We start from the raw sequence: 24946 nt of genomic DNA, 5'->3' as shown, positions 1-24946 counted from the left end.
CGCTCGGCGAGCCTTGCCGTCTCGGCGGCGAGGTGAGGGCGGGTTTGGTGGTGGTGCCTCGGTCGACGGCGGGAAACTCGTTCGCGCTCTCCGTTCTCGACTGGTAGGTCTTGGGCATGGCCGAGCTCACCGAAGGCTACGTCCGTGCCGTGCTCCCGGGCGCCGGGTGGCGGGTGTCCGAGGTTCGCGGTTCGATGAGGGTGACCCGGCTGGCCGAGCGGGGCGAGGAGGCCGTTGCGGTCAAGCTCATCGAGACTCCGCTCGCGATCCTGTCCCGGCTGGCCGATCTGGGCGTGACGCCGCCGATCCTGGCGAGCGGCGTCCACAAGGAACGGGAGTACGTGGTGCAGCGGGCGGTCAGCGGGCCGCATCCCGATCATGACTGGTTCGCCGCCAACCTGCCGCGCTGGGCCGACCTGGTCGGCAGCTATCTCAACGATGAGGCGCTCCGCCGGCTGCTTCTGCCCGGACAAGGGACCTGGCGGCTCGCCGTGCCGGACGCGGTGGCCATGATCGACGCCCAGCCGGCCCCGACCTTGGCGCCACTCCGTGATCACGAACTGCAGGTCCGGCTGGATCGCTGGCGGCGGCAGGCCGCCGAGCTCGCGCGGCAAACGGCGCGGCCGATCCATCCCGACCCGCACTGGCACAACTACGTGATCGCCGACGGGCACCCGTACCTGCTCGACTGGGATCTCGTCGACCTGTCCGATCCGCTGCGCGACGTCGGCATCCAGGTGTGGGGATTCCTGCCGCAGCCGCGCTGGGCCGAGTTCCTGCAGCGGGTCGGCCTCACCCCCGGCGACGCGGCCGAGGCGGCGATCCACTGGTGGGCCGCCTTCAAGATGATCATGAACGCCTGGTGGAACGATCGCCACGGCGACGAAAGCGGCGCGGCCTTCCACGCGGACGCGTTCAAGCTCGCGGTCGATCGCCGTCCCTGGCTCCCGCGTCCTTGATCAACTGAAGCGGGACAGCAGCTCGTCGTCGACCAGGACCGCGTCCGGGAGCAGGACGTGGAGCGAGCCGTCCTGGATCTCGCAGGCGTACGCCTTCGGGTCGTCGCAGACGTCGGCCAGCCGGACCGGGTTGTCGCCCCGGAAGTCCCAGAGCGCGAACCCGCTCGGCGTCCGGAGCACGAACAGGCCGGCAGTACCGGTCGGGACCACCACTGTCGCCGCTTCGGGCAGCGGCCGGGTGTCGGCCAGCGTGAGCTCCGGCCAGGGCCCGGCGGCGGGCAGCACCAGCCAGCGCTTCTCGCTCCGCCCGTCGAAGGTTCCGGTCAGGGTGGCCAGGAAACGATCTTGATCGATCGCACCGCGCACCCGCGCGATCCGGGTACCGGCCGGCGCCTTGGTAGTCATGATCACCGCCAGGGACTCCGCGTCGATCCTGGTGAACAGGCAGTGATCATCGGACGGCGGCGCGCTCTCGCAGTCCGCGTCCATCGTGGTTCCGGCCAGCAGCGCGGTGCCCGCGGAGTCGAGGACCAGGCTGCGGATCGCCTGCCCGGGCAGGGGATCGTCGGCATAGCGGGCCAGCCCGGTCCCGGTGTCGTACCTCGTGATCACACAGCCGAGCTCGCCGTAGTGGTGATTGGACGAGTAGAAGATCACCCGGCCGTCGTCGGCCGCGGCGACCGGTCGCATTCCGGTCGCCGGCTTGGCGACGATCCGCGGATTCTCCGGGAACCGGGCGGCCCGGCCGGGGTCGTACTCGACCAGCTCGGCACCGGTGTAGGCGGCCAGGTAGACCCGGTTGTCGATCTTCCAGGTCTGCAGCACCTCGCCGCCGCCCGGCGCGGCCCGGCCGAGATCCTCGCCCTCGCCGGTGCGCAGGTCGAGGCTCCAGAACCGTTGCGTGATGAAGGTCGTGCCGAGCAGTCGATCTTGGTCGATCCGGCGCAGGCAGTCGACGTGCCCGATCGAGTCCGACGGTACGTGGCGCGCGTGCAGCAGCGAGCCGTCCTCGGCGTCGATCAGGTAGAACGTGCCGAACATCGTCACCGCGACGATCCGGCCGGACTCGGTCAGCCGGGTGCCCTGGATGGTCCCGTCGGGGATCCGGCACAGCTCGGTGATCTTGCCGCTGGCCAGGTCCCAGCGAGCCACGGTCAGCATCTCCCCGGCCATCGCCGCACCCCACGCGGTGCCGTCCCGCAGCGCGAACCAGTTCATCCGCGCGGACGCCTCGGGACCGTCGGCCAGCCGTTGCCCGAGCGGGTCATACCAGCCGACCTCGGGCAGGTAGACATGGCCGGTGTCGTCGGTGATCGTGGCGCTGATCGTCGACCGGTCGGTCCAGCGCACCGGCCGGCCGAGCAACTCGCTGACCAGCGTCCGGCTCACCCGGTCGGTCGCCGGATCCCAACGCAGCAAGGCCAGATCGGGATTGAACGCGAGCAGGGTGAAGGTGCCGTCGCCGTTGGCGAAGTGGGACGCCGAGTAGTGCTCGGCGCACGGATTCGGGGTCACCGACCCGGGGGTACGGTTGCGGAAGTCGAAGCTGATCGCGGTCGGGTCCGGCGGTGGGAACGCGAGCCCGAACAGCTTCCCGGACACCGGGTCGACGACCATGCCGCCGAACATCAGCGCGTAGGGTGCCCCGGTGTCGAACTGTTCCACCGCCCGGGTGCGCAGGTCGTACCGGATGATCTTCGCCAGATCACCGCAGAGCCACAGCGTGTCGGCGTCCTCGGGTCCCGCGCTGTAGAAACCGGGATGATCGGGGAACCGGTGCTGCTCGGACCGGCCGTCCTCGGTGATCATGATCGCCTGGGTCCCGGAGACGCTGTTCCAGGAGGTGATCCAGAACCGCTCCGCGCCGTCGGCGCCGGGGCCGAGGCTGATCAAGGGCGTATTGACGAACGGATCCTGCGCAGGCGGCAGGGCGAAGCGACGCGCCATGGCGTGCTGACTCCTCAGACGAAGTTGGTCACCGCGTGGCGGCGTAGGCTTCCTGGTACTCGGTCCTGATCGTGTCCCCGCCACCGGAGCGGTACGAGGACAGCGCCGCATCGAAGTCGGCCAGCTTCTTCCGCCCGGTGACCACGTCGTTGATCGCGTCGGTCAGGCTCTTGTCCAGCGCCGCGCCGTCGGACTGCTGGGTGGGGGGAGTAGAGACCCTGAGTGGCCATCGCCAGCTTGTTCTTGGCGCACCGCTCCTGATACGCGTGATACTGCTTCGTCGTCTCCGGCCGGCCGGGCGTGAAGTTCACCACCGGAGCCGAACCGGTGTAGTTGACCGGCAGCGTGACCTCGCGGACACCGGTCTGCGAGCGCACCGGATCGCCGTCCTGGTAGTCGAAGTCGTGCCCCTCGACCCCGTACGACAGCAGCCGGTGCTCCACCGTGCCGAACGGGCTGGCCAGCCAGTTGAAGAAGGACAGGATCTCGTCCAGCCGCTCCGGCGTGGTCTTGGTGATCGCGATCGGGCCACCGTAGATCGCCGGCCCCATCAGCTTGGTGCCATCGCCGCCGCCGTCCCACTTCGGCGGCACCAGAATGCCCATCTCCATGTCCGGATTGTTCGCGCTGTAGGTCGTGTAGTAGCCCGACACCGAGCCCGCGCCTCCGTTGTTCACGGCGACCACCCCGGTGCCGACCCACTGCGCCAGCAGGGTCTCCTGGGTGAACGAGTCGGGGTGGAACAGTCCCTCGTTCCACTGCTGCGACACCGCATCGAGGATCTGCTTGAACTCCTCACGCTCGGCGACATGGGTGAACTTGCCGGCGTCGTCGACACCCCAGCCGAGCGGCAGGCCGAGCATCTCCTTGAGGAAGTTGATCGTCGAGGCCGGGCTGCCCATCGCATAGCGGTTCCGCTTCGGATCGTTGACCGTACGGCACATCTCGAGGAACTCGGCGTAGCTCTTGGGCTCCGGGTTCGCGCCCCGGGCCTTGATCACGTCGAGCCGGGCGTGCATCTCACCGGCCGCGGCCGGCCGATTCAGCGGGATCCCGTAGATGCCGCCGTTGAAGATGCAGGACCGCCACGAGATCGTGGGGATGTTGGCCAGGTTCGGATACTTCTTGATCGCGTCGCCGGACAGGTGCTCGGTCAGGTTGGTGAACCGGGCCTCGAGCAACTTCGGCAGATCGCCGATCGGGCGCAGCGCGACGACCTCGGGAAGATCATCTCCGGCGATCACCACGGTCAGCTTCGCGGTGTAGTCGGCCGCGGTCGCCATGGTGAACTGCAGCTCGGCGCCGGCCGCCTCGTTGATCGCCTGCCAGTACTTGTTCTGGGCCAGCGGCGGCGGCAGCTGCACGTTGGTGTTGGTCAGGATGGTCAGCGGCTTCCCACTGGCCAGCGGCTTGCCCTCGGTCGCGGTGACATCGCCCTTGGGGTAGCTCAGGAAGCCGGGCATCACCGCCTCGTCGGTCGACGCCAGGTCCGGCTTCACTCCCTCGTACGGGACGTAGGCGGGCAACGTCACGGCGCGGTTGGCCTCGTCGGAGTCCGTGGTGTCGCTGCCGGACGCGCAACCGCCGAGCAGAGCGGCGCCGGCGACCGCGGTGCCCCCTGCGAGGAGATGCCGGCGGGACAGGGAGAAGGCCGGGGTCATGATCAATTCACCTCTCGATGAAACCGATTGCAATGGACCTACGCTAGTGGCGCACCCAGCCGGTTGGCAAGCGATGGAGAATGTCCAAAACCGCGAGTTTCGTGTCCGAAACCTCGCCGCGGGCCGTCAGAGCTGGCCGGCCTTCTTCAGTGCCAGGTAGTGATCGGCCAGCGCGGGCGCGAAGGTGTCCGGCGGCGACTGGACGATCGAGATGCCGAGATCGCGGAGCTGCCGGACCACCCGTTCCCGGCGGGCGATGTCGACCTCGGCCGCGGCCGCCGCGTAGGCGTCCCCGGGCTCCTCGCGCCGGCTCAGCAACTCCTCGATCCGAGGATCGGACACGGCGCCGATCACGATCCGGTGCTTGCGCCGGACCGGCCCGATCACGCCGAGCAGACCGTCGGTGATCGCGGCCGTGTCCAGCCCGGTCAAGATCACCACCAGGGACCGCTGGGCCACCCGGCTCATCACCTCGGCGACCAGCTTCCGGTGATCGGCCTCGACCAGCACCGACTCGACGCCGGCCATCGCGTTGACGAACGTGTTGAGCATCGTCGAAGCCGGCTCGCCGACCACGCTGGCCCGGACCTCGCGGTCGACCACCAGCAGGTCGACCCGGTCGCCGGCCCGGGAGGCCAAGGCGGCCAGCAGCAGGGCCGCGTCCATCGAGTGATCAAGTTTCGGCTGATCACCGACCCGGCCGGCCGAGGTGCGGCCCGACTCCAGCACGATCAACACGTGCCGGTCCCGCTCCGGCCGCCACGTCTTCACCACCACCGTGGTGGACCGGGCCGTCGCGCGCCAGTCGATCGAGCGGACGTCGTCGCCGGGTACGTACTCGCGCAGGCTGTCGAACTCGGTGCCCTGGCCGCGCTGCAGGATGCTGGACCGCCCGTCCAGCTCGCGCAACCGGGCCACCCGGCTGGGCAGGTGCTTGCGGCTGTGGAACGGCGGCAGCGCGCGGACCTGCCACGGTGCCTCGTGGTGCGCGCTCTGCCGGCCGGCGATCCGCAGCGGGCCGTAGCTGCGGATGATCACCGGACCGCTCGGCCGGTCGCCGCGCCGGGTCGGCCGCAGCGTGGTCCGGGTGAGCCGGCGCTGCCGGGCCGGGATGGTCAGTGTCGTGATGCCGCCCCGGGCGCCGGCGGACGGGGTCCAGGCGTCCCGGACCGTCGCCTTGATCGCGCGCCGGTTGTGGTTGATCAGCAGGACCGAGACGATCGCCTCCTCACCGAGCCGGATCGACGTGTCACCGGAACGCCGTACCGTGATCTTGGCCGGGGACGGGCAGAGCACCAGGTCGACCAAGATCAACAACAGCAGCAGGCCGGTCGCGATCACGAACGCGAGCCAGTGCCCCGCGATCGCCACCGCGACCACGGCGATCGCGGCCAGCAGGCCGGCCCGCCAGGTGAGGATCATGATCAGCCCCGCTCGAGCTAGCGCGGTACCGGAACGGTGGCCAGGATCGATTCGATCACTGAGTCGGCGGTGATCCCCTCGAGTTCGGCCTCGGCGCGCAGGGCCACCCGGTGCCGCAGGGTGGCGAACGCCAGCGCCTTGACGTCGTCCGGCGACACGTAGTCGCGGCCGGACAGCCAGGCCCAGGCCCGGGCCGTGTTCAAGATCGCGGTCGCGCCGCGCGGCGAGACGCCCAGCTGCAGCGAGGGCGACTGGCGGGTGGCCCGGACCACGTCGACGATGTAGGCCTGCACCTGCGGCTGGACCAGCACGGCCTGGGTTTCCCGGCGCGCCTGCCGAAGATCATCGGGCGTGGCCACCGCGGTCAGCCCGGCCGCGTCCAGGTCGCGCGGGTCGAAGCCGTGCGCGTGCCGGTTCAGCACCTCGATCTCCGCGTCCCGCTGCGGCAGATCGATCTTGATCTTCATCAGGAACCGGTCCAGCTGGGCCTCCGGCAGCGGATACGTGCCCTCGTACTCGACCGGGTTCTGGGTGGCCGCCACGATGAACGGGTCGGGCAGCGGGCGTGGCGTGCCGTCCACGCTGACCTGGCGTTCCTCCATCGCCTCCAGCAGCGCGGACTGGGTCTTCGGCGGCGTGCGGTTGATCTCGTCGGCCAGCAACAGGTTGGTGAAGACCGGCCCCTCCCGGAACGTGAACTCCGAGGACCGCGCGTCGTAGATCACGGTGCCGGTGATGTCGCCCGGCATCAGGTCCGGGGTGAACTGCAGCCGCTTGGTGTCGATCTGCATCGCCTTGCTGAACGCGCGCACCATCAAGGTCTTCGCCGTTCCGGGTACGCCCTCGAGCAGGATGTGGCCGCGGCAGATCAGCGCGATGATCAACGACGTGATCGCGGACTCCTGGCCGACCACGGCCTTGCCGACCTCGGCCCGCAGCGCGGACAGCGCGGCCCGCGCCGGCGACTGCGGAGGCGGCGGAGGTGCCGGCCGCGGCGGGGTCGACTGCTGCACCGCCGGATAGCCGGGGGCCATGGGCGGCCGGTCCGGATAGGGCCGCTGCTGGTACGGGTCATGGCTCACGGCTGTCGTGCCTCCTGCTCAAGATCATCGAGGTTCTCCGCAAGGTTCAGAAGTTGATCATCGTCGTCCGGGACCGGCCCGAACAGGACGTGGTACACCTGCCGGCTGTCCCGCCCGGTGCGTTCGGCGAGGGCCGCCGCCAGCGCCATCGGGTCGTTCCCGTGACCGTACCGGCGGCCGAGGCGACGCACCACTCCCTCGCGCAGCGCGGCGGCGGCCCGCTCCCGCGCCTGCAGCCGGTGGTACAGCTGCCCGTGCCCTTCGACGGTCTCCGACGCCCGGACCCGTACCGGCAGCCGTTCCAGGATGATCGGGCCGAGCCGCCGGCCGCGCCAGATGCCGACGATGATCAACGCGACCACCGCCTGCGCCACCGCGACCGCCCACCAGGGCGGCAGCACGGTCGGCGGCGGCGCCGTCTCGTTGCCGGGGCCGGACGGGCCGCTCCCGGTGGCCATCACCCAGACCAGCCGCTCCCGGGAGCCCAGCAGGCCGAGCACCAGGGCGGCGTTGCCGTCCACCGCGACCGTGCTGTTGGTCCAGCCGCCGCCGAGCAGCTCGATCTCCCGGCCGGTGGTCGACGGGAGTCTCAGGTAGCCGTAGCCGTCCTCGGTCCGGTAACAGGCGACCGACGACCCGGCCTCGGTCCGGAAGGTACGGCCGCCGGCGAAGGTCGTCGACCCGGCACGTACCGCGGTCGGATCGGAACAGCCGGGTTCCACGGAGCTGCCGTCGACGTAGCGCGACTCGACCCCCGCGACGAACCGGCTCAGGCCGTCGTCCGGGGCGAGCAGGATCAGCCGCGCGTCCGGGATCTCCAGCAGCCGGCGCACCTGGTCGTCGGACAGCCGGTCCGGGTACGCCACGACGACGGTCGCGCCGGCGCCGTCTCGGACCGCGGCGTCGATCCGCTCGGTCGGCCTGACCTCGACGCCTTCCTGCTCCAGCACGGCGGCGACGGCCCGGGCACCGTCCGGGCGTGACGACCGGGGATCGTTCTCCGCCTGACCGGCGGTCGCGGCGCTGAACGCGGCCACGGTGCCCAGCACGATCAGGACGACCACCAGCACGCCGGCCACCCAGCGGGTCGCCCGGTGCCGCAGGAACCTCGACCACGCCGGCCGCCGCGGTGGCTCAACCGGCGCGACAGGCTGGACCGGCTCGGTCGGCTCGGTCGGCGTCTCGTGGGGCACGGTCGGGGCGGTCATCGTCCGGCTCCTCGTCCGGCCGCCGGTTCCGGCTCGTCGCCGGCCAGGTCGGCCTGCCGGGCCGCCTCGCCGATCCGGTCGTCCAGTTCGGCCATCCGCTGGTACGCCGCCGTGTCGGCCACCCGGTCGCCGTACATCACCTCGGAGAACGTGCGCGCCCCGGCGTCCAGCGCGGCCGCCTGCTCCGGCAGCGCCCGGCCGGCCAGGGCGGACGCCTCGAACGCGGTCCGGGCCGGCCGCGGGTCCAGGATGGTGGCGATCTCGAGTTCCTTGACCACGGCCCGGAACCGATCCCGTACCGCCGAACGCCAGTCGCCGGCCGCGGCGAACCGCTGCGCCGCCGACCGGTAGTCGTCCGGTTCCAGCTCCTCGCTCAGGTCGACCTCGGCATCCCGCCGGCGCTTGGTCTGCCAGCGGGGCAGCCCGACCTTCCAGATCAGCAGGGCGATCCCGGCGGCGATCAGCACCAGGATGACCACGAACGCGACGTTGATCCCGCCGCCCGCCGCGGCCGGGCCGGAGCTCACCCCGAGCACGAACGTGACGATCCGCTCCAGCAGTTCGGAGAGCCACTGCAGCAGGTCCCGCAACCACTGCGGCATCTCGGCATACCGCGACTTGCCGAGCTCCTCCAACACCCGCCGGCGCGCCTCCTCCCGACTCAGCTCGACCGGGACATCCAGCGGGATCATCGGCCGTGCCCCGGTGGCGGCAGCGGCGGGCGCGGCGGCAGCGGCGGGGCCACGTAGACGATCGGCGGCGCGGACGGCTGCGGGATGGGTACGCAATCGAAGCGCATCGCCAGGTCCAGGCCCTCCCGGCGCATCCGCAGATCGACGTAGAGGAGGGTCTGCACGGCGGCGACGAAGGCCAGCAGCGCCGACATGGCGACGATCGAGGAGAACCCGAACACGCCGAGATAGGTCCACGGGTTGTACAGCAGATCGAGGAAGTCGACCCCGAGCGAAGTCGTGTAGAGCACCAGCACCAGCAGCGACCCGAAACCGACCAGCGTGATCACCAGCAGCGTGATCGCGAACGCGCCGGCCATGATCACGGTCGCCCGGGGCAGATTGCGCCAGCCGATCAGCGTGAACGAGCGGATGAACGCGGTGATGATGTTGGTCCGGCGGGCCGGCGTGCCGATCCAGGCCGGGGCATGCGGGTTCTCGGTGGCGTAGGCCGGGACGGCCAGCGACAGATAGCTGTACGCAGCCGCCGAGATCACGTACCCGATCACGGTGACGACGGTCGCCACCCCGCCCAGCGCGGTCGCCGAGAATCCGGTGCCCATCGCGAGCATCAGCGCGATCAGGACGTAGTAGACGCCGGAGATGATGATCGACTGCATCGTCGACGCGGCCACCCACTGCAGCAGGGACAGGCCGACCATCGGCCAGAACATCCGCAGGGCCCGGCGCAGCGTCCACGGCGTCGCCGGTACGAAGCCCGGTCCGAGCACCGTCTCCAGGGTGATCCGGGACAGCACCGCGGTCATCCAGACCAGGCACATCGTGAGCAGCAGCAGGCCGAGCAGCCCGTACAGGACGACGGAGACGATCTGTACGGTCTCGCCGGAGGTGTCGCCGAGCAGGAACCAGAGGCCGATCCCGCCCAGCAGATAGAGCCCCGCCCCTCCGGCGATGACCAGCGGCAGCCCGACCATCATCCGCGCGTTCGCCCGGACCACCAGGAACGCCGCGTCCAGCACCTCGGTGATGGTCAGCGGCCGGAGCGGGATCAGGGCGGCCCGGGACGCGTCGAGCACCGCCGGGCGCCGCAGCCGCTGCCACGGCAGCGCGGGCCCGCCTCCCGGATTGATCGTCGCCGCCATCCGGGCCAGTGTTGCATCCCGAGGAATCATAGGGACACGCACCGATCGCGAACGCCCGCTGTTCCGGCAGGGATCAGTAGGATCCAGATCAGTAGGCTAGGGGCGCCCAGAGCTATGTCAGAGAGGCCTTTCGGTGTCAGAGGGAACGAAGAGCGGGAGCAGCCGCGGCAGGGTGCTCGTCGTCGATGACGACGCGTCCCTGGCGGAGATGCTCACCATCGTGCTGCGGAACGAGGGTTTCGAGCCGATCTGGTGCTCGCACGGCGACCAGGCCTACCCGGCCTACGTCGAGTCCAAGCCCGACCTGGTGTTGCTCGACCTGATGCTGCCCGGTCGCGACGGCGTCGAGATCTGTCGCCAGATCCGAGCCGAGTCGGGCGTACCCATCGTCATGCTGACCGCCAAGTCCGACACGATCGACGTCGTGGCCGGGCTCGAGGCCGGCGCCGACGACTATGTGGCGAAGCCGTTCAAGGCCAAGGAGCTGGTGGCCCGGATCAAGACCAGGCTGCGCCGCCAGCCGGACGACAACGAGTCCGAGACGCTGCTCATCGGCGATCTGACGATCAAGGTCGACGGCCACTCGGTGCAGCGTGACGGCCGGCCGATCCAGCTCACGCCGCTGGAGTTCGATCTGCTGCTGGCGCTGGCCCGTAAACCGTGGCAGGTGTTCAGCCGTGAGGTGCTGCTGGAGCAGGTGTGGGGTTACCGGCACGCCGCCGACACCCGGCTGGTCAACGTGCACGTGCAGCGGCTCCGTTCCAAGATCGAGCGCGATCCCGAACACCCGGAGATCGTCGTCACCGTACGCGGCATCGGTTACAAGGCGGGCGAGCCGAAGCCGGCCCGGTGAACGCCATGAGGGGTTAAGCCTCGATGTCCCTTCCGACCCCGCTCGACGAGAATCAGCCGTGGTGGAAGCTGCCGCTGAACTGGTGGTGGCGCTCGTTGCCGCTGCGGGTGATCTCCTCCGTGTTCGCCGCGTCGCTGGCCGTCGTGGTGCTCGGCGGATTTCTGATCATGCGGCAGGCCACGAACGGAGTGATCGACACCAAGAAGGTGTCGGTGGAATCCGAGGCGACCGCCGCGCTGGCCGAGGCGCAGGAGACGCTGGACAACTCGACGGTCACCAGCAGCGCCAGTGCCAACGAACTGTTCCAGACCCTCGCCGCCAACCTGGCCAGCCGCAGTGGCACCAACCGCTACTGGGTGATCGCGTTCGTCAACCGCCAGACCGTACGCACCGCCGACGCCGACGTCAGCAGCGTTCCGCAGTCACTCCGGGAACAGGTGACGAAGCCGGAGGCGGACGGCCAGTACTACATCACGCCGACCGCGGCCAAGAAGACCACTGAGGAGGTCACCACCCGGCCCGCGTTCGCCGTCGGCACGATGCTGCGGCTGCCCGGCAGCGGGTCGTACGAGACGTACCTGATCTTTCCACTGGAGCAGGAACAGGAGACCCTGAACGTCCTCGCCACCGCGGTGATCAGCACCAGTGCGCTGCTGGTGCTGCTGCTGACGATCATCGCCGCGCTGGTCAGCCGCCAGGTCGTCGCGCCGGTCCGGGCCGCCCGCCGGGCCGCGGAGAGCCTCGCCCTGGGCAACCTGGACAACCGGATGCGGGTCCGCGGGCAGGACGACCTGGCCCGGCTGGCCGCGTCGATGAACTACATGGCGAGCGAGCTGCAGAAACAGATCACCCAGCTGGAGGACCTGTCGGCGGTGCAGCACCGGTTCGTGTCGGACGTGTCGCACGAACTGCGCACGCCGTTGACGACGGTACGGATGGCCGCCGAGGTGCTGTACGAGGCGCGGGAGGACTTCGACCCGGTCTCGGCCCGCTCTGCGGAACTGCTGCAGGCCGAGCTGGACCGGTTCGAGGCGCTGCTGACCGATCTGCTGGAGATCTCCCGGTTCGACGCCGGCGTCGCGGTGCTCAGCCTGGACCGGGTCGACCTGGTCGATGTCGTGGAACGGGTCGTCGAGGCGCACCAGCGGTTCGCCGAGGAGGCGGCGACCACGGTCACCGTGCACGCTCCGGGACCCTGCGTCGCCGAGGTCGACGCCCGCCGGATCGAGCGGGTGGTCCGCAACCTGCTGACCAACGCGATCGAGCACAGCGAGGGCCGCCCGATCGACATCTGGCTGGCCCAGGACGACGACGCCGTCGCGATCGCCGTCCGCGACCACGGTGTCGGCTTCGAGGCGAGCCAGGCCAAGCTGGTGTTCCACCGGTTCTGGCGCGCCGATCCGGCCCGGACCCGCACCATCGGCGGCACCGGGCTCGGGTTGTCGATCGCCATGGAGGACGCCCGCCTGCACGGCGGCTGGCTGACCGCGTGGGGCCGGCCGGGGATGGGCGCCCAGTTCCGGCTCACGCTGCCCAAGGAACGCGGTGGCATCCTGGAGCAGTCGCCGTTGCCGCTGGTGCCGCGCGACCTGGTCGGGCCGTCGGTCTCCCGGGTCGACGGCGTGGAGTACGCCCAGCCGCTGATGGACGCCGACGACCGGCCGGCCCTGCTGCCGGCCTCGCCGACGCCCGCCGCGTCGCCGGCCTCGCCCGAGATGCTGGAGCTGGGGGCGGCGCCGGACGATTCCGTACCGTCGGAATCCGGGAGTTCGAGAAGGGGGGACCAGTGACCACCACGTCGCGGAGTCGCGTTGCCGCTGTGCTGGTGGTGCTGCTGGCCGTTCTGGCGGGTTGTGCCGAGGTGCCGACCCGCGGCCCGGTCGACCCGGTCGAGGGCGCCAAGCCGTCCTGCCGAAGTTGTCTCAACGTCGATCCCGCAGCCCCGCAGCCGGGCGACGACCCGAAGACGATCGTCGAGGGTTTCCTGCAGGCGATGTCGGCCTACGAGCCCTCGTACGCGACGGCCCGGAAGTACCTGACCAAGGAGTCTGCGGACCGCTGGAACCCTGATCAGGGGGCGACGGTCTATGTCGGCCAGCTGACCGCAACGAGCCCGACCTCCTTCCTGCTGGACGCGCGGATGGTCGGCGTGCTCGGGCCGGACCGGATCTTCACGGTTCGCGACCAGCAGTTCCGGCCGGTGCTCAGGGTCGAGAAGCAGGACGGCGAGTGGCGGATCAACAACCCGGTGACCGGGTTGCTGGTGCCCAAGTGGACGTTCGACACGTTCTATGACAGCTTCAACGTCTATTTCATCGGCCGGGACGGCACTCTTGTGCCGGACGTGATCTATCTGCCCCAACGGGCCAGCATCGCCTCCGCACTGATGCTGGCCCTGCTGTCCGGTCCCTCGGACTGGCTCGCCCCGGTGGTGAGCAGCGCGTTTCCGGCCGGTACGACCCTCGAGGTGCAGTCGGCGTCGGTGGCCGGCGGCGTCGCCGAGGTGGGATTGAGCGACGCGATCAACGAGCTGACCGATCAGCAGCGAATACTCATGGCGGCCCAGGTCGCCGAAACCCTGCGGCAGTTCCAGGTCCAGTCAGTCATGTTCCGGGTGAACGGCGAGATCTTCCGGATCCCCGGCGCCGACCCGACGACCGGCGCGATCTCCGTGAACGACGACCGGATCCGGGCCATTGCGGCCCGGCCGCCGCGGGCCAGCGACCAGCTCTACGCCGCGACCGACGACGGTGTCCGGATGATCACCGACCGGGCCGGCAAACGTGAGACGGCGCCGATCTCGGGTGACCTCGGCGAGCAGGAGGGCACCGAACGGATCGCCGTCTCGCTGGACGACCGCGAGCTTGCCGCAGTGACGGATGACGGAACCGTGCTGCGCCAGCAGGGCGAGGACGGTCAGGCGTCGACCGTGATCAAGGGCGTGTCCGACCTGCTGCGGCCGCAGTACTCCCGGCAGAACGAGCTCTGGGCGGTCGGCCAGAAGGGCGGCGAACAGCGCATCTGGGCCGCCGTCGGGAACCGGGTCGTCGACGTCCAGGCGCCGCAGTTGAAGGGCAGCAAGATCGTCGCGTTCAAGCTGTCGCCCGACGGCACCCGGATCGCGATGGTGCGCGAGGTGGGGTCGACCCGGCAGCTCACGCTCGGCGTGATCAACCGGGTCGACGGCCGGATCCTGATCGACGGGGACCTGCGCCGGGTCGACACCGCGGGCAACCAGGGCACCACGATCACCCAGTTCCGTGACGTCGGCTGGCAGGACGACTCCCGCCTGCTGGTGATCGGCGCGGCCGCGTCGCTGGCGCCGGTCGGGGTGTATCTGCTGTCCCAGGACGCGTCCCAGATCTCCGCCCTCGGCGAATTGCCGGACGACGAGGCGGCCGAGATCACCGCCTCGCCCACCCACAACCAGGTGGCGATCGTGAACAAGAAGGGCGAGGCCTACTGGCTCGATCCGGCGCGGCGCTGGACCCGGATCTCGGCCGGGGTCGACTCGCTGGCGTACCCGGGCTGACCTCTTGCTGAAATGGCAAGCATGCTTGCCAATCTGTTGGGTACGCAGCACGCTGGAGTCCTCGAATCGACCAAGGAGGACACGGTGTCAGGATCGGATCTGGACCACGACGTGATCGTGATCGGCGGCGGGCCGGCCGGGCTGAGCGGCGCGGTGGCGCTGGCCCGGTCGCGGCGCTCGGTCGCCGTGATCGACTCCGGCGAGCCGCGCAACGCGCCCGCCGCGCACATGCACAACTACCTCGGCCACGAGGGCCTGCCGCCGACGGAGTTGATCAAGCTCGGCCGGGCCGAGCTGGCCGGCTACGGCGGGACCTTGATCGACGGCTCGGTGACCGCGGCCGCCCGCGACACCGAGCGGGGCGGGTTCGTGGTCGACCTGGCCGACGGCCGCCGGCTCCGGTCGCGGCGGTTGTTGATCACGACCGGCCTGGTGGACACCCTGCCTCAGCTGCCCGGGGTGGCCGACCTGTGGGGAAAGTCCGTGCTGCACTGCCCGTACTGCCACGGCTGGGAGGTCCGGGACACCGCGATCGGAGTCCTGGCGACCGGGCCGATGTCGGTGCACCAGGCCCTGATGTTCCGCCAGCTGTCGCACGACGTGATCATGTTCACGCACACGACCGAACTCGGGGATGATCAACGGGAGCGGCTGGCGGCCCGCGGGATCAAGATCATCGACGGTGAGGTGGCCGGGCTGGAGCGGGACGAGGCCGACCGGCTCTCCGGGGTCGTACTGGCCTCCGGCCGGTTCGTCGGCCGGTCCACCCTGGTGGTCGGGACGATCATGGAAGCCCGCGCGGATTTCCTGTCCCCGTTGGGTTTGAGCGTGGAGCCGGTGCTGGCCGGCGAGCACCGGATCGGCAGCCGGATCGTGACCGACGGCAACGGCGCGACCAGCGTTCCGGGTGTCTGGGCGGCCGGCAACGTGGCCGATCCGCGAGCCCAGGTGATCGTTTCCGCCGGTGCCGGCCTGACCGCCGGTGCCATGATCAACGCGGACCTGATCGAGGAGGAGACCGAGGCCGCCGTCCAGCGGGCCCGGTCCCGGACCCGGGAGCTCAGCGGGACTTGATCAGGAGCGGTCGTCGCGGCGGGTCCGGGCCCGGACATGGGCCCGCTCGCCCTGGCTGCCGAACAGCGACAGCAGTTCCACACCCGCGGGGTCGGCCGCCGCGAACCAGTGGCCGACCCTGGTGTCGAACTCGGCCGCCTCGCCCGGCCCGAGCTCGAGCTCATGATCACCGAGGACCAGCCGGAGCCGCCCGTTGAGCACGTACATCCACTCGTAGCCCTCGTGCCGCTGCGGGTCCGGCTTCGCATTCTTGCGGTACGGAATGATCATCTTGTACGCCTGCAGACCGCCCGCCCGCCGGGTCAGCGGGATCATCGTCATGCCGTTCTGGGTCACCGGCCGCAACCGGATCCGCGGGTCGCCGGTCTCCGGCGCATCGACCAGTTCGTCGATCGCTACTCCATACTCGCGGGCCAGGGGGAGCAGCAGCTCCAGCGTCGGCCGCCGCTGCCCGGACTCCAGCCGGGACAACGTGCTGACCGAGATCCCGGTGGCCGCCGATACGTCCTGCAACGTCGCCGACCGATCCTGCCGGAGCGCCTTCAACCGCGGCCCAACCCCGGTCAGGACGCGTTCGTACTCGTCGGACAGCGTCTTCTCGGAATCACCTCGGCCGGCCACACCCCCAGTCAACCACCGCCCGCCCCACACGACGCCGCCCCGATTCGGCGGCGTGTCGAAGCAGAGTCTCGCGAGTCGGCGGGAGTGAATCCCCGGCGCCCCGACGCCCCGACGCCCCGACGCCCCGGCGCCCCGGCGTCTGAGCGGAACGCGGGGCGTCGAGATGCCGGCGCTCCGGGACGCGGGGCGGGAGCGGAGTGCGCAGGCGTCGAGACGCGGGGCGCGGGCGCGGGGACGCCGGGGCGCGGGAGTGGCTCGGGCGCGGGGACGCCGGCGGCGCGCAGGCACCGAGACGCGGGCGCTGCGGGACGTGGGCGCTCCGGGACGCGGGCGGGACGCGGGAGTGGCCCGGGCGCCGAGACGCGGGGGCGCGGGCGCCGGAACGCGGAGTGCGTGGGCGCTCCGGGACGCGGGGCGGGAGGCGGGAGTGCGTGGGCGCTCCGGGACGCGGGCAGGACGCGGGAGTGGCCCGGGCGCCGAGACGCGGGGGCGCGCGGGCGCCGGAACGAGGGACGGCGCGGGCGCCGGGACGCGGGGCTGGGTGCGGGACTGCGCGGACGTCGAGACTCCGGGCGCGGGACGCCGGAGCGCGGGGAAGCCGGAGGCGCGCAGACACCGATACGCCGGAGGCGCGCGGGTTCCGGGACGAGGGGCGGACGCGGGAGCGCGTGGGCGCGGGCGCCGAGACGCCGGACACCGGGACACCGGCCGGATTGGGAATCCCCAGCCGGGCAGACCGGGTGTTGCAGAGTTCGGTCGGTAGGAACTATCGCCAAGGATCTTTGCGGTCTTGCCCCTACTCGAGGTGTACGACCGGAGTGGGTTTCAGCCGTTCAGTCACGGCGGAAAATCCACAGCGGTCGTGGCGTGAGGTGAGTGGGGTCGAAGCCACAACGCGGTCGATTCCCGGCGAGCACTGCCACTCACTGAGCGGACGCGTTGACCTCCGTTCCGGGCGGATCTGCCGGTCAAGGCGTCCGTTCGATGAAGTCACTGCACGAACGAGATCTTCTGCAGGGGCGCCCGACGGTGCCGAATCCGCGACATGCTCACCTTCCGCGTGGATCGAGCCCGGACCGGGACCCGGTTGCGTCGAGGTGTCGGCCGGATTGGGGAATCCCCGGCCGGGCAGACGCGGCGCAATATTCCCCAACCGTTGTCGCGACTCGGGAGCACCAGTGCCAATCGCCGGCCGCATTCTTCGTATTCGATGTCGTGCGCCGCCCCGCACTCGCGGACCCGTAGCGGCTCCGGAACCCGCGCGGCCCTCTTCGCGGCTCGGGCTCTGATTGCGGCTCTGTTCTTGCGGCTCCGGGCGGCGCCTCGTGGCCTGGCGAGCCCCTTTCGCGGTCTTGGCGCGGCCCCCTCGCGGCTCCGGCCCTGCGGTGCCGGCACCTCGTGGCCCTGCCTCGCGCGGCTCCGTTTTCGCGGGTCCGGTCCTTGGCGCGGCACCTCGAGGTCCTGGCGTGTCCCTTCGTCGTCCTGGTTCGACCCCTCGCGGCTCCGGCCCTTCGCGGCTCCGGCACTCGCTCAGCCCCGCTTCCTTCGCTGGGCCCGCCCCTCGTGGGCCTGCCTCGCGACCCTTAGGTGCGCCGTGCCATCCGCGGCGCCGATCCTTCCTCCCCGTCGCTGCTTCGGGCCCCGTTCTCTCGGCGCTGCTGGGTCGGGCTCCGTTTCTCGGCGCAACTGCTCGCGCCCCGTTCCCTCTGCGCCGCCGCCTCGGGCCCAGTCGCTCCGCGGCCGCTGGTTCTTCGCGCTCCGGCTCCTCCTCCGCCCCTTCGCACCGACCGGTCACTTTTGCAGCGACACGCCGACAAAACGCCTGCTTTTGTGACTGGTCGGCTTGGGGTGGGGGGAGATCCGGGAGGGTGGTCGGGTGGGGATGGGGTGGCTGGCGGCCGCGGGGGACCTGCTGCTCGGAGCCCGGTGCCCGGCGTGCCTGCGGCCGTGGTGGGGACTCTGCCCTCCCTGCCGCAGTCTGCTCCGGTCCCGCATACCGAGGGCGGCCCGGCCTACGCCGTGCCCGGCCGGGTTTCCGCCGACCTCGACGGCCGGCTGGTACGACGAGCCGCTGCGACGGCTGATCGTCGGGCACAAGGAACGGCAGGCGCTGGGCCTGGCGCCGGTGCTCGGCGAGCTGCTGGCAGTGGCCTGCTGGCACCTGATCCGAACCCGGCCCACCCGTCCGGACGGCGAGCTCACGCTGGTCCCGATCCCGTCCGCCCGCGCGGCGGTCCGCAGTCGCGGGTACGACGCGACGACGGCGCTGGCCCGGCGAGCGGCGGCGCTGCTCCGTCCTGCCGCACCGGTACGGGTCCGCCGGCTGCTCCGGCACCACCGCAGCGTTCATGATCAATCCGGCCTGGACGCGGCGGCGCGGCAGCGCAACCTTGCCGATAGCCTTCGGGTACGCGACGCCGGCTCGACCCAGCGGGGGATGATCATCATCGTCGACGACCTGGTGACCACCGGGGCCACACTGACCGAGGCGAGCCGGGCGCTGGCCGCGGCCGGGATGCCGGTCCTCGGAGCGGCGACGATCGCGGCGACCCGCAGGCACCACTCGGCGGCCGCACGCACCACCCCGTAAGATAGCGCCGATTGATCTGACGAATCTGAGAGGAATCGATGACGATGGGGTCCGAGCAGGAGGCACCGAGCCGGGGCGAGTTCACCGGGCTGAGTGCAATCGTCACGGGCGGGGCGAGCGGGATCGGCCTGGCCACCGCCAACCTGCTGGCCGACCGCGGCGCCGCGGTGGCCGTACTCGATCTCCGAGTGGACGGACTGCCCGAGCGGCTGGCCCGGTTCGCGGTCGACGTCGCCGACGACGACTCGGTGACGGCCGGCGTGGCGGCCGCGGCGGACCGGCTCGGCGGGATCGACATCGTGGTCAACAACGCCGGCATCGGCGCCCAGGGAACGGTGGCCGACAACGACCTGGACGAATGGCGCCGGGTGTTCGAGATCAACGTGTTCGGCATCGTCCGGGTGACCCGCGCCGCGCTGCCGTACCTGCGGAAATCGGAGGCGGCCAGCGTCGTCAACACCTGCTCGATCGCGGCCACGGCCGGGATCCCGCAGCGGGCGCTCTACTCGGCCAGCAAGGGTGCCGTGCTGTCGCTCACCCAGGCGATGGCGGCCGATCACATCGCCGAGGGGATCCGGGTCAACTGCGTCACGCCGGGCACCGCGGACACGCCGTGGGTCGGCCGGCTGCTCGACTCGGCGCCGGATCCCGCTGCCGAACGCGCCGCCCTGAACGCCCGGCAGCCGCACGGCCGGCTGGTCTCGGCGGACGAGGTCGCCGCCGGCATCGTCTACCTGGCCTCCCCGCTGTCCGGTTCCAACACCGCGACGGTGCTGCCGGTGGACGGCGGCATGCAGAACCTCCGGCTCCGGCCGCGGTCAGCCCAGTGACCGGCGGGATCACTGCGGCGAGGCCGGTCGAGCCGGCGGTACGGTCGCCGTTCGGCCCGGTGCTGCTCGGCGGCGCCGGCTACGCGAACCTCTATGCCCCGGTCTCGGAGGACGAGGCCCAGGCCGGCCTGGCCAAGGCCTGGGAGCTGGGCCTGCGGGCCTTCGACACCGCGCCGCACTACGGCGCCGGCCTGTCCGAGGAGCGGCTCGGCCGGTTCCTCAGGACGAGGCCGCGGGACGAGTTCGTCCTCTGTACCAAGGTCGGCCGGCTGCTCGTCGACGACCCGGCCGCCTCCGCCGACGCCGAGGGGTTCGCCGATGTTCCGCGGCGGTCCCGGCGGCTCGACTACTCGGCCGACGGCGTTCGGCGCAGCCTGACCGAGTCGCTGGAGCGGCTCGGGCTGGACCGGATCGACCTGGCTCTGGTGCACGACCCCGAGGACCACTTGGACCAGGCGCTCGGCGAGGCGGCCGGTGCGCTCGCCGCGCTCCGCGCCGAGGGCGTCATCGGCGGCTGGGGAGTCGGTACGAACTTCGCGGCGACCGCGGAACGCTTCGTCGCCGAAACCGACCTCGATCATCTGATGATTGCCGGTCGCTACACGCTGCTGGACCGCCGGGCCGACCGGCTGCTCGACAAGGCGGCCGGGCGCGGGGTCGCGGTGCTGACGGCCGGCGTGCTGAACAGCAACATCCTGGTCGCCCCGGTCCCGGGTGCGCGGTTCAACTACGTGCCGGCGCCGGCCCCGCTGCTGGCCGTGGCCCAGCGGATGGCGGCCGTCTGCGAGCGGTACGGCAGCACGCTCCGGGCCGCCGCCCTCCAGTTCGGGCTGCGCGATCCGCGCGTCGCCGCGGTCGTGCTCGGCGCCGGCCTGCCGGACCTGGTCGCGGACTCCGTCGAGCAACTCGGCGCGCCGATCGACGAGGCCTGCTGGGCCGAGCTGGAACGCCTGGTGCCGGACCCGGCCGACCTGCCCGACTGACCGTCCGGGATGATCTTGAGTGTTCGACACCACCGAGAGTTGAGGATGATCATGGAATTACAGCGACGGGGCCCGGCCGGCGAGGAGATCCCGGTCGTCGTCGACCAGGGCCGCGCCTTTGATCTTCGCCCGCTGACCGCCGACATCGACGCCAACTTCCTCGGTGGTGACGGGATCGCCGGTGTTCGTACGGCGCTCGCGGCGGGTGAGCTGTCCGAGCTCGACGTGACCGACCTCCGCTACGGCGCGCCGATCGCTCGCCCCGGCGCGGTGATCTGCATCGGCCAGAACTACGCGGCCCACGCCGCCGAGTCCGGCGCCGAGCCGCCCGCCGAGCCGATCATCTTCTTCAAGCACCCGAACAGCGTGATCGGGCCGTTCGACGACGTACACCTGCCGCCGGGCAGCACCAAGACCGACTGGGAGGTCGAGCTCGCGGTGATCATCGGCCGCCGGGCCCGCTACCTCGCCTCGCCGCAGGAGGCGCTCACCTACGTCGCCGGTTACGCGGTGAGCAACGACGTCTCCGAGCGGGTCTACCAGGCCGAGGTCTCCGGCGGCCAGTGGTCGAAGGGCAAGTGCTGCGAGACCTTCAACCCGCTCGGCCCGTCGCTGGTCCCGGCCGACCAGATCGACCCGACCGACGTACGGCTGCAGTCCTGGGTCAACGACGAGCCGCGGCAGGACTCGACCACCGCGGACATGATCTTCCCGGTCGCGCAGTTGATCTACGAACTGAGCCAGTTCATGGTGCTCGACCCGGGCGACGTGATCAACACCGGCACTCCGCAGGGCGTCGCGCTGTCCGGCCGGTTCCCGTTCCTCGGCGTCGGCGACGAGATGCGGCTGACCATCGCCGGGCTCGGCGAGCAGCGGCAGAAGATCATCGCCGCCCCGGATGTGCCGGCCACCGCCGGCGCCGCCAACATCACCCGCTGATCATCGGCCCGTGCGATGCCCGAGCGACATTCGCGCGAGGTACCCGGCGGCCGGGCCTACTTCCTGACCGAACGGTTGTGGGCCCTGGCCGCCGGGCTTCCGGTCGTCGCGGTACCGATCGACGCGATCGCCGAGTTCGACCAGGACTGCTGGTTCGACGGGGGACCGGCGACCTGCCGTGAGGTCGCCCGGCACGCCGACCGGATCCAACGGGCCGACCTCGACTACCCGGTCATCCTGTCCGCCGACGGCCGCCTGATGGACGGCGGCCACCGGATCGCCAAGGCCTGGCTGGCAGGCCGGACCATGATCAACGCGGTCCGGTTCCCGGTCGACCCGGAACCCGACTACATCGTCGGTACGGACTCGCCCTCCGGACCGGCATGACCGCAGTCCAGCCGATCGAGGACGCGCACCGGCAGACCCGGGGGCTCCGCTTCGCCCCGTTCCCGGAACTGCTGGCCGGAAGACCGGCACCGGACCTGGGCTGGCGGCCGCTGATCGAGCTCGACCTCGACCCGGCGGCCGAGCCCGACGGGTTCACCCTGGCGGCGGTGCTCCGGACCGAAGTCGATCACTCAGCACCCGGGCCGCACGCCGTACACGCGCTCCGCACACTGACCCGGGAGTTGATCTTCGCGACGTCGGCGAGCCTCTACCTGACCGGCTCGGCGACCCTGTTCGACGAGCAGGACTGGCTGGTCCGCCACGTCGGCCGGGCCGCCGCCTCGACCGAACCGGCCCTGCTCGTCGGAACCCGTACCGGAGACGACCGCGAAGCAGCCGAGGTCCTGCTGCCGATCATCACGCCGATCCTCGACGGCATCCGGCGGGCCACCCGGGTCGGCCGGCGCACCCTGTGCAGCTACGTCGTGGACACCGCGAGCTTCGCGATGATCAATCTCGCCCGCCAGCTGGGCCGGGACCGGGTGGCGGCCTGGAGCCGGGCCGAGGCGTTCGCGGAGGCGCTCCACCGGGCCGGTCTGCCGCGGCTGTCCCGGCCGGAACTGGCCCGCTACGACGGCGACCACCAGTCCGGCATCTGGGCGGTCCGCGGTGCCTGCTGTCTCGACTTCAAGGACCCCGAGCACGGCTACTGCCTGACCTGCCCGCTGCTGGACCACAACGAAAGAACCCGACGATGGCAGGCGACGACACCGGCCGTCAACGCCCGAATTCGGCGGTGAGATTCTCTCCCGGCCCATAGAAATACGGACGCCTTCGGACTACCGTCAACCTATGGTGCACCAGCCCACAAGAGACCACGGTTCCGGGGGTCGACTGCGGGTGAGGCTCGGCTGCACAGCACGGCCCAGCCCGGGCCAGGATCCCTTGCGACGGCGGTTGCGGTGGCGCGCGCCCCAGGGGATCCGACCGCCGCTCACCTAACGGAGGTTGACATGGATGTTGTCGTGACCACGAGGCACTGCCAGGTGTCGGACGGGTTCCGGGAGCTCGTCAACGAGAAGATCGCCCGGCTCGAGAAGCTCAACGATCGGCTCGTCCGCGTCGAGGTCGAAGTCTCCGCGGAACGGAACCCGCGGCAGCACGACCAGGCCAGTCGGGTCGAGATCACCGTCCGCGGCAAGGGCAAGGTGATCCGGGCCGAGTCCGCGGCGGAGGACAAGCGAGCCGCGTTCGACCTGGCGCTGGACAAGCTGATGGCGCAGTTGCGCCGGCTGGCCGACCGCAAGCGGGTGCACCGCGGGACCCGTACCCCGAAGTCGCTGCACGACGCGGCGGCCCGGATGCCCGAACGGAACGGCCACCAGGTGGTCGAGGTCGAGGACTCCGAGGTACGGACGATCGCCGGCATGGAGGTGCGCGGCGACGGTCCGCTGGTGGTGCGGGAGAAGGTCCACAACGACCCGCCGATGTCGCTGGACCAGGCCCTGGAGGCGATGGAGTTGATCGGTCACGACTTCTTCCTGTTCGTCGACGCCGAACGCGGGGTGCCGAGCGTCGTCTACCGGCGCCGTGCCTACGACTACGGCGTGATCAGGCTCGATCACGGCGCCCAGGACGCCGACCAGGTCAACGGCAGCACCCGTACCGGATCGTCGGTGCTCGTCTGACCTGAAGGTCGCGAGCCGGGACTGTCGGTGGCGGGCGATAGCCTCGCCGCGTGCAGGTACGACAGCGAGAGCGGCTGAGCCGCGCGCAGGCGAGGCGGGTCGCTCTCGCCGCCCAGGGTTTCGGCACCCCACGCCCGGAGCGCGCGGTCGGGATGCGTGACGTCCAGTCGGTGATCTCCCGGCTCGGCCAGTTCCAGATCGACTCGATCAACGTGGTCCGCCGGGCGCACTACCTGCCGCTGTACTCCCGGCTCGGGCCCTACGACACGGCTCTGCTGGACCGCGCATCGCACCGCGCGCCGCGCCGGCTGTACGAATACTGGGGTCACGCCGCGAGCCTGATCGACATCCGGCTGCAGCCCCAGCTGCGGTTCCGGATGCGGGACGGCTTCCGCGACGTCTGGCGCTCCGTCGAGCGCGCGGCCCAGGAGAACCCCAACCTGGTCGACTGGGTCCGCGACCAGGTCGCCGACCGCGGCCCGCTGACCGCCCGCGAGATCGAGTACGCGGAGGATCGCAGCAAGACCAACTGGGGCTGGAACTGGTCGACGGTCAAGACCGTGCTGGAGTGGCTGTTCTACTGCGGTGAGGTGACGTCGGCGCGGCGCAACGGTCAGTTCGAGCGGGTCTACGACCTGCCCGAGCGGGTGTTCCCGGCGACGGCGCTCGCGGTGCCGGACCCGTCCCCGGAGGATTCGGTACGGGAGCTGGTCCGGCACGCCGCCACCGCGCTCGGCGTCGCCACCGAGTTCTGCCTGCGTGACTACTTCCGGACCAACGCCGTGATGACCAGGCGGGCCGTCGCCGAACTCGTCGAGGCGGGCGAGCTGCTGCCGGTCCGGATCGAGGGCCCTGCGACAGGCTCAGGGAACGACGCCAAGCTGCACTACCTGTGGCACGAAGCCCGGGTGCCGCGCCGGGTCGAGGCCCGGGCGCTGCTCAGCCCGTTCGACTCGATGATCTTCGAGCGGGCCCGGCTGGAACGGCTGTTCGACTTCTTCTACCGGATCGAGATCTACGTCCCGGAACCCAAGCGGCAGTACGGCTACTACGTCTACCCGTTCCTGCTCGGGGAACGCTTCGCCGGCCGGGTGGACCTCAAGGCGGACCGGGCCGCCGACCGGCTCCGGGTCAACTCCGCCTGGCTGGAGCCGGGGGAGGACCCGACCGAGGTCGCCGTCGAACTGGCCGCCGAGCTGCGTACCCTCGCCGACTGGCTCGGCCTGTCCACCGTCGCCGTGGCCGGGAAGGGCGACCTGGCCGAACCGCTCGCCGGCGCCGTGCAGCGAGCCGCCTGACTACGGCCCGCGGCGAAGGCCCGGCTCGCCGCTACCCT

At 71.1% G+C, this 24946-nt stretch carries 21 protein-coding genes; 13 read left to right on the top strand and 8 right to left on the bottom strand.

All coding sequences use genetic code 11. The features are described 5' to 3' along the window. Nucleotides 1-116: 116 nt before the first annotated feature. A complete protein-coding gene (locus BKA15_RS05460) occupies nucleotides 117-959 on the top strand; it encodes an aminoglycoside phosphotransferase family protein (protein WP_179748774.1) in 843 nt (280 codons plus the stop codon). On the opposite strand, the gene BKA15_RS05455 is transcribed toward BKA15_RS05460, so the two are convergent. From BKA15_RS05455 to BKA15_RS05425, 7 genes are all read right to left on the bottom strand, one after another. After that, complete coding sequence (locus BKA15_RS05455) at nucleotides 960-2906, bottom strand: ligand-binding sensor domain-containing protein (RefSeq protein WP_179748773.1); 1947 nt, start codon at nucleotides 2904-2906, stop codon at nucleotides 960-962. 14 nt (nucleotides 2907-2920) lie between these two features. After that, nucleotides 2921-4567, bottom strand: a complete 1647-nt coding sequence (locus BKA15_RS05450; RefSeq protein WP_179748772.1) for an extracellular solute-binding protein — start codon at nucleotides 4565-4567, stop codon at nucleotides 2921-2923. 126 nt (nucleotides 4568-4693) lie between these two features. Then, nucleotides 4694-5989: a DUF58 domain-containing protein gene (locus BKA15_RS05445; RefSeq protein WP_179748770.1), complete on the bottom strand. Its 1296-nt coding sequence runs from the start codon at nucleotides 5987-5989 to the stop codon at nucleotides 4694-4696. 17 nt (nucleotides 5990-6006) lie between these two features. Beyond that, nucleotides 6007-7071 carry an AAA family ATPase gene (locus tag BKA15_RS05440; protein ID WP_312878833.1) on the bottom strand — a complete coding sequence of 355 codons (1065 nt, stop codon included), beginning with the start codon at nucleotides 7069-7071 and terminating at the stop codon, nucleotides 6007-6009. Continuing rightward, a complete protein-coding gene (locus tag BKA15_RS05435; RefSeq protein ID WP_179748768.1) occupies nucleotides 7068-8279 on the bottom strand; it encodes a DUF4350 domain-containing protein in 1212 nt (403 codons plus the stop codon). The genes BKA15_RS05440 and BKA15_RS05435 overlap by 4 nt, the downstream gene beginning before the upstream one ends. Continuing rightward, entirely contained in the window at nucleotides 8276-8971 is a 696-nt protein-coding gene (locus tag BKA15_RS05430) for a DUF4129 domain-containing protein (RefSeq protein WP_179748766.1), read from the bottom strand. Before BKA15_RS05430 ends, BKA15_RS05435 begins: the two co-directional genes overlap by 4 nt. Next, nucleotides 8968-10113, bottom strand: coding sequence for a hypothetical protein (locus tag BKA15_RS05425; RefSeq protein ID WP_179748764.1), 1146 nt, complete (start codon nucleotides 10111-10113; stop codon nucleotides 8968-8970). The genes BKA15_RS05430 and BKA15_RS05425 overlap by 4 nt, the downstream gene beginning before the upstream one ends. 133 nt (nucleotides 10114-10246) lie before the next feature. On the opposite strand from BKA15_RS05425, the gene mtrA reads away from it, so the two are divergent. The 4 genes from mtrA (at nucleotide 10247) to BKA15_RS05405 (ending at nucleotide 15572) form a co-directional block, all read left to right on the top strand. Next, complete coding sequence (gene mtrA, locus BKA15_RS05420) at nucleotides 10247-10966, top strand: MtrAB system response regulator MtrA (protein WP_312878832.1); 720 nt, start codon at nucleotides 10247-10249, stop codon at nucleotides 10964-10966. A 23-nt stretch (nucleotides 10967-10989) separates the two neighbouring features. Continuing rightward, a complete protein-coding gene (mtrB, locus tag BKA15_RS05415; RefSeq protein ID WP_218871081.1) occupies nucleotides 10990-12756 on the top strand; it encodes an MtrAB system histidine kinase MtrB in 1767 nt (588 codons plus the stop codon). Then, on the top strand, nucleotides 12753-14498 hold the full coding sequence (locus tag BKA15_RS05410; protein WP_179748762.1) for an LpqB family beta-propeller domain-containing protein: 1746 nt from the start codon (nucleotides 12753-12755) through the stop codon (nucleotides 14496-14498). The genes mtrB and BKA15_RS05410 overlap by 4 nt, the downstream gene beginning before the upstream one ends. Nucleotides 14499-14582: 84 nt before the next feature. Continuing rightward, a complete protein-coding gene (locus tag BKA15_RS05405; RefSeq protein ID WP_312878831.1) occupies nucleotides 14583-15572 on the top strand; it encodes an NAD(P)/FAD-dependent oxidoreductase in 990 nt (329 codons plus the stop codon). Here BKA15_RS05405 and BKA15_RS05400 read toward each other — a convergent pair whose 3' ends face one another. Next, on the bottom strand, nucleotides 15573-16193 hold the full coding sequence (locus tag BKA15_RS05400) for a helix-turn-helix domain-containing protein (RefSeq protein ID WP_376766790.1): 621 nt from the start codon (nucleotides 16191-16193) through the stop codon (nucleotides 15573-15575). Nucleotides 16194-18075: 1882 nt separating this feature from the next. Between BKA15_RS05400 and BKA15_RS05395 the strand changes: the two genes are divergently transcribed. The 8 genes from BKA15_RS05395 (at nucleotide 18076) to BKA15_RS05360 (ending at nucleotide 24908) form a co-directional block, all read left to right on the top strand. Then, on the top strand, nucleotides 18076-18783 hold the full coding sequence (locus BKA15_RS05395; protein ID WP_246322625.1) for a ComF family protein: 708 nt from the start codon (nucleotides 18076-18078) through the stop codon (nucleotides 18781-18783). A 38-nt stretch (nucleotides 18784-18821) separates the two neighbouring features. Next, a complete protein-coding gene (locus BKA15_RS05390; RefSeq protein WP_246322268.1) occupies nucleotides 18822-19613 on the top strand; it encodes an SDR family NAD(P)-dependent oxidoreductase in 792 nt (263 codons plus the stop codon). After that, a complete protein-coding gene (locus BKA15_RS05385) occupies nucleotides 19610-20596 on the top strand; it encodes an aldo/keto reductase (RefSeq protein WP_218871080.1) in 987 nt (328 codons plus the stop codon). The genes BKA15_RS05390 and BKA15_RS05385 overlap by 4 nt, the downstream gene beginning before the upstream one ends. Before the next feature lie 45 nt (nucleotides 20597-20641). Next, complete coding sequence (locus BKA15_RS05380) at nucleotides 20642-21535, top strand: fumarylacetoacetate hydrolase family protein (RefSeq protein WP_246322267.1); 894 nt, start codon at nucleotides 20642-20644, stop codon at nucleotides 21533-21535. Nucleotides 21536-21550: 15 nt separating this feature from the next. After that, the gene (locus BKA15_RS05375; RefSeq protein ID WP_179748757.1) at nucleotides 21551-21922 is read left to right on the top strand and encodes a chromosome partitioning protein ParB; all 372 of its coding nucleotides are present in this window, start codon (nucleotides 21551-21553) and stop codon (nucleotides 21920-21922) included. Next, the gene (locus tag BKA15_RS05370; protein ID WP_179748755.1) at nucleotides 21919-22722 is read left to right on the top strand and encodes a (2Fe-2S)-binding protein; all 804 of its coding nucleotides are present in this window, start codon (nucleotides 21919-21921) and stop codon (nucleotides 22720-22722) included. Before BKA15_RS05375 ends, BKA15_RS05370 begins: the two co-directional genes overlap by 4 nt. Before the next feature lie 213 nt (nucleotides 22723-22935). After that, nucleotides 22936-23610, top strand: a complete 675-nt coding sequence (hpf, locus tag BKA15_RS05365; protein WP_179748753.1) for a ribosome hibernation-promoting factor, HPF/YfiA family — start codon at nucleotides 22936-22938, stop codon at nucleotides 23608-23610. 50 nt (nucleotides 23611-23660) lie between these two features. Beyond that, on the top strand, nucleotides 23661-24908 hold the full coding sequence (locus BKA15_RS05360; RefSeq protein ID WP_312878830.1) for a winged helix-turn-helix domain-containing protein: 1248 nt from the start codon (nucleotides 23661-23663) through the stop codon (nucleotides 24906-24908). Nucleotides 24909-24946 lie beyond the last annotated feature (38 nt).

This window comes from Microlunatus parietis (assembly GCF_013407955.1).
Taxonomy (GTDB): domain Bacteria; phylum Actinomycetota; class Actinomycetes; order Propionibacteriales; family Propionibacteriaceae; genus Microlunatus; species Microlunatus parietis.
The sequence above is the reverse complement of the archived record's forward strand: the minus strand, read 5'-3'. Positions and strand labels throughout refer to the sequence as shown.